This window comes from Bartonella sp. AA1HLJMS (assembly GCF_042197445.1).
Lineage (GTDB): Bacteria > Pseudomonadota > Alphaproteobacteria > Rhizobiales > Rhizobiaceae > Bartonella.
The window spans coordinates 1-2,584 of sequence record NZ_JBHIRW010000107.1; the positions used below are offsets into that span (position 1 = coordinate 1).

Annotated in this window: 3 protein-coding genes; all 3 read right to left on the reverse strand. The window is 37.6% G+C overall.

The annotated features are described in order from the left end of the window. Positions 1-115: 115 nt before the first annotated feature. Positions 116-451, reverse strand: a complete 336-nt coding sequence (locus tag ACFIQE_RS09515; RefSeq protein ID WP_375607479.1) for a hypothetical protein — start codon at positions 449-451, stop codon at positions 116-118. Positions 452-466: 15 nt separating this feature from the next. Beyond that, on the reverse strand, positions 467-907 hold the full coding sequence (gene ssb / locus ACFIQE_RS09520) for a single-stranded DNA-binding protein (protein ID WP_375707623.1): 441 nt from the start codon (positions 905-907) through the stop codon (positions 467-469). Between the two features lie 85 nt (positions 908-992). Further along, on the reverse strand, positions 993-2,468 hold the full coding sequence (locus ACFIQE_RS09525) for a replicative DNA helicase (protein WP_375707624.1): 1,476 nt from the start codon (positions 2,466-2,468) through the stop codon (positions 993-995). Between the last annotated feature and the right edge of the window lie 116 nt (positions 2,469-2,584).

Sequence of the window (2,584 nt, forward strand, 5' to 3'; positions counted from 1 at the left end):
CTTTGCACGCATTTCTATTGCCAATTTATCAACGGCTTCACGCGGTGCTTTTGCACGTGATATACGTCCGTTTGGTTCTCTTACCTGCCCTGCTATTTTAGGGCGTCCCCTCTTTTTATTTTTTTTCACTTATGTCCTCAGATGTCTGTTTAATATCTTGCCAAATTCTCTCTGATCTTGACCATGAAATTCGATTTAAAAAGAACAATAAAACCACTAAAATGCATATTACAGCAGCAACACCTAACTTAAGTTTTAAGTGACTTTGATCCCAAGAAAGTTTTAAGAGCAGAATGAAAAGTGTACTCAATAAAGCACCCATCACTATACTGTAATAACTCATTGATGTAGATGACATACAATCTCTTAACAGCTCTATATCATTCTCTGTAAGCATATAAACGGGTTCAGATTCTTCTGTACTAACCCTAGACTTCTTTTTACTATCCATTAAAGCACCTTCTGTTTAAAAAGGAACGCTATCATTCATAACGGTATGAGACGTATCAAGAGGTCTGTAAATGCTTCTGTCATAAGGTGATGACTGCTCTTGATTATCATCATTTTTGCCATCTAAAAGCTTTAACTCGCCTTTGTACTGAGGCAATATGACTTCTGTTACATAGCGATCAACACCGTTTTTATCTTGCCATTTACGAGTTTGTAGTCGCCCCTCGATATAAACTTTACTGCCTTTATTGAGATATTGAAGTGCTATTTTTGCAAGATGTGGATTAAACACCACAATGGAATGCCATTCGGTTTTGTCTACTTTCTTATTGGTTGCCTTGTCTGTATAGCTCTCAGACGTTGCCATTCGAAAATTGACCACCTCGATGCCAGATGACATTGTTTTGCTTTCTGGATTGGCACCTAAATGACCAATTAAAATCACTTTATTAAGCATGTTTGTAAGTCCCATTAAATGATGTAAAGATCATAACATGTTTTATGTGTTTTTGCAATGTTTTCAGTTAGCTAATAACAATTATTTAATGTTTTACATTATGTTCTAAATCACTAAAGCGTGTAAAATCGGATTGAAATGCAAGGGGAACGATTCCTGTCGGACCATGGCGTTGTTTTGCTATAATAACCTCGGCTTTACCCTTGGCTTGCTCCATTGCCTCTTGCCACTTGCTATACTCAGCAGTGCTTTCTTTGGGTTCTTCATTTTTGAGATAATATTCTTCACGATAAACGAACAGAACAATGTCGGCATCTTGCTCGATTGAACCAGATTCACGTAAATCAGAGAGTTGCGGACGTTTATCGGTTCGGTTTTCAACTTGACGTGAAAGTTGTGACAAAGCAATGATGGGAATATTGAGTTCTTTTGCAAGTGCTTTTAATCCGGTGGTAATGGCTGTAATTTCTTGAACGCGGTTTTCTAATGAACGCTTTGAACCACTTGTCATGAGTTGGATATAATCGATAATCAAGACATCTAGACCATGTTGTCGTTTAAGACGCCTTGCACGGGCGGACAATTGTGCAAGGGATACACCACCCGTTTGATCAATATAAAGAGGGATTGTTTGTAAGGAGCGCATTGCGTGAATGATGTTGGTAAATTGCTCTTCTGAGATATTACCACGGCGCATATCAGAAGAAGAAACCTTTATTTGCTCTGAGATAATACGAGTTGCAAGCTGTTCTGTTGACATCTCAAGTGAAAAGAAACCAACAATACCCCCTTCATTGGCTTGGCTGTTATCATGACGCTTGCAAGCATTGGCAATATTAAAAGCAATATTGGTAGCCAGAGAGGTCTTCCCCATAGCAGGGCGCCCCGCAAGGATAATCAAATCAGATGCTTGTAACCCTCCCATTTTCTCATCAAGTGTTTTGATATGGGTAGCTATCCCTGAGAGCCTTGAGGAACGCTTTTTCGCTGCACTTGCCATGTTAAGTGCTTTTGCAATGGCTGTATTAAAGTTTTCAAACCCACCCCCGTATTTTCCCTTTTCTGCCAATTCAAACAACTGATTTTCAACAGTTTCAATTTGTTGTGATGTTGTAAGTTCTACAGAAACATCATAAGCTCTATTCACAACTTGAGTGCCAAGGTTAATTAAAGAGCGTCGGATAAACAGATCATAAATGACGCTTCCATAATCTTTAGTATTAATGATTGTGACTGCCTCGGTAGCTAAACGCACCACGTAATTATATACAGTGATGTCACCAATTTTCGCATCATTTTCAACAAAGGGCTTAATAGTAATGGGATCTGCAACTCTTCCCTTTTGAATAATTTGTGAGATGATATCAAAAAGCCTTTGATGCAACGGTTCAAAAAAGTGCTCTGCTTTTAAAAAATCAGAAACGCTATCAAGAGCATTATTATTGATAATGATAGCACCCAGCAAAGCTTTCTCTGCTTCAATATTATGGGGAAGTTGACGAAAAGAAGATTGTTCTTCTGTTTGAAAAGAAGGTAATTTAACAGCGCTCATTTTATTCATTATGATTTAAATTGATTTGATAAATGATAATTATAAATCACTGAATCTACAGTGTGAATCCCATTTTTATTTTACTTAACAGCTTGCTTTTTGATACGTTTTGTGCAATAAAGAGA